General features: G+C 42.5%; 4 protein-coding genes. All 4 read right to left on the reverse strand.

Annotated features, from left to right (window positions below; translation table 11 throughout):
• Positions 1–109: 109 nt before the first annotated feature.
• The gene (locus AACQ17_RS08710) at positions 110–607 is read right to left on the reverse strand and encodes a GNAT family N-acetyltransferase (protein WP_094147771.1); all 498 of its coding nucleotides are present in this window, start codon (positions 605–607) and stop codon (positions 110–112) included.
• A gap of 149 nt (positions 608–756) precedes the next feature.
• Positions 757–1,155: a fosfomycin resistance glutathione transferase gene (fos, locus tag AACQ17_RS08715; RefSeq protein ID WP_094147772.1), complete on the reverse strand. Its 399-nt coding sequence runs from the start codon at positions 1,153–1,155 to the stop codon at positions 757–759.
• A gap of 158 nt (positions 1,156–1,313) precedes the next feature.
• Complete coding sequence (locus tag AACQ17_RS08720; RefSeq protein WP_094167579.1) at positions 1,314–1,742, reverse strand: hypothetical protein; 429 nt, start codon at positions 1,740–1,742, stop codon at positions 1,314–1,316.
• Between the two features lie 156 nt (positions 1,743–1,898).
• Complete coding sequence (locus tag AACQ17_RS08725; RefSeq protein ID WP_166538176.1) at positions 1,899–2,294, reverse strand: DUF3465 domain-containing protein; 396 nt, start codon at positions 2,292–2,294, stop codon at positions 1,899–1,901.
• Between the last annotated feature and the right edge of the window lie 148 nt (positions 2,295–2,442).

The following is a 2,442-nucleotide window of genomic DNA, read 5'->3' on the forward strand; positions in this document are numbered from 1 at the left end:
CCTAAGGGGCTGGCAACGCATACCACCAAACTCAACCTCAACACCGTAACCACAGCGACTCATTGGGACTGGAAACGCCACGCGTTGGCTGTCCCTCTTGAGGCGTTTGTTATGCATGTGCCACAACACGAGCCATATGGTAAACGTCAACGTAGCTGCCATTTCTGAATGCATAAGCTTTCGACTCACCTTCAATTACAAAGCCGAATTTCTTGTACAAGTTAATCGCTCGTTCGTTATCCACATAGACCGTCAATTCGATTCGTTTCACATTCAGCCAGTTATCCGCTAAATCGATGACCGTTTTCAGTAAAGCACTACCAACACCTAAACCTTGAACATTGTCTTTGACGCCCATACCGAACGTACCGACGTGACGACGTCGCGGATTGATACATAGCTCAAAGCCCAAATTACCTACTACTTCACCGTCCATTACTGCCACATATGCATAAACGTGCTCTGGAATATTCTGGAAACGTTTTTCCCACATATCTGAGGATGGAAGCGGAAGTTGTAATGTGCCGGTGTAGGCATTTGGGCACTCATAAATTCCTTTTATCGCTTTAGCATCTGATGGCTCTGCTCGCCTGACTTCAACAACCATAGTTCCTCTTTTCTAAAAAATGCATAACGCCCGCCTAAGGGGCTGGCAACGCATAACACCAAACTTAAACACAACAACCGTAACCACCGCGGCTCATTGGGACTGGAAACGCCACGCGTTGACAGTCCCTCTTGAGGCGTTTGTTATGTTTAAAGCCAAACAAGTCCACTATATGGCTTGCTTTTACGTGTCTCAAGCCTACTATTTAACGACCCAACATGAATTTCCAATTTGTGACCATCGGGATCCAAAATATATATCGACTGCCCTTCACTAATATTTTGTTTCCAAATTTCGATATCAAAGGAAATTAGACGTGACGAGAAAAGCTCGAAATTTTCAGAACAGATGTCGAAGGCAATATGAGTATAATCAGTTTTGGGGCATGGTGAGTCACAAGATAAACAAAGCCATACATCTCCTATAGAAATGTATGCACCACTATCCCATTTAACATGCCCAGTAAAACCCAAAGTATCGATATAGAACTTAACTGAACGTTCCAAGTCACTGACTGCTAAAGTGATATGATTTAATCCTGAAATCAACGTATTACCTCATTAAACATAACGCCCGCCTAAGGGGCTGGCAACGCATAACACTAAACTCAAACACAACTACTGCAACCACCGCAGCTCATTGGGACTGGAAACGCCACGCGTTGACAGTCCCTCTTGAGGCGTTTGTTATATTGGAGACGACATACTTAAATTTTGCTTGTTATTACCAAAGTAATCAGCGTCGATAAAACACCCACAACAATACTAATTATTGCAGTAAACACCCTTTCGATTCGCTTTGTATTCAACTCATCAAAATAAAGCTGGGTTTTAGCTGTCATAGTGAAAATTTTATCTGCATATCCAGCTTTACCACTTGGATTATTGAAATTATTAACCTTTTCTTCACCCGACGCTTTTGCGTAAAGTATTGATGCAAGTAGACGTTCTTTATATGGTTCTCCTGATGAACTGTGAACCTCACAAGCTACATATCCACTTACAACAAGACTAGCTAATGGAAAATAATCGCGATAATCACCATATTTGGATTCTATAACTGATTTAAGGTCTTCCAAGCTAGCTTCACGGCTAATTAATATGGTTTTAAGTAACTTATGACTACTTAATTTCAAAAACTACTCCTTAGCTGAGAAACAATATAACGCCCGCCTAAGGGGCTGACAACGCATAACACAAAACTCAAACACACCAACCGTAACCACTGCGGCTCAATGGGACTGGAAACGCCGCGCGTTGACAGTCCCTCTTGAGGCGTTTGTTAGGTGAATTTACTCGTACACCTGCCCATTGTGTTTCAACCAACCATGAGCATGACGATTTTGAGGATCTTTATGAGTCCAGTGAAGAACCCCACCCTTTTTGTTCCATTCGTATTCACCATAAAACTCAACACTATCGCCAACTTTCAAGTTCGGAATTCTTGGTGCTAAGTCGATGTTATGCGCAACTAACAATGTTTGTCCGCTATTGAGCTTTAAGATGAATTTTTGGTGTCTTGAACCATCATTGTCATCAGGCAGCACTTTCGATACCTGTCCAAGTCCTTGGACCTGTAAATCACTTTGCTGCGATTGATAAGCTTGTTGTAAAACGGCGTCATTGGCATACAAGCTAACCGAAAAACAGCTTGTGAGAACGAGCCAAAAAGCTAAAAACCATTTCATAAAACTGTCCTTGTTCAATCTACTGACCATTCACCTAACGCCCGCTTAAGGGGCAGCCAACGCTACTACTAAGCTTCCGCATAACACCGAAATCACAAAAAACAACGCATAGTAAAAATGCCACGCGTTGGCTGTCCCTCTTGAAGCG

Source organism: Vibrio sp. V10_P2A27P122 (assembly GCF_963874335.1).
Classification (GTDB): Bacteria; Pseudomonadota; Gammaproteobacteria; order Enterobacterales; family Vibrionaceae; genus Vibrio; species Vibrio anguillarum.

Excerpts from the sequence above, each read along its gene's own strand:
- AACQ17_RS08710 (WP_094147771.1), bottom strand. The coding sequence starts at position 607 with ATGGTTGTTGAAGTCAGGCGAGCAGAGCCATCAGATGCTAAAGCGATA.
- AACQ17_RS08725 (WP_166538176.1), bottom strand. The coding sequence starts at position 2,294 with ATGAAATGGTTTTTAGCTTTTTGGCTCGTTCTCACAAGCTGTTTTTCG.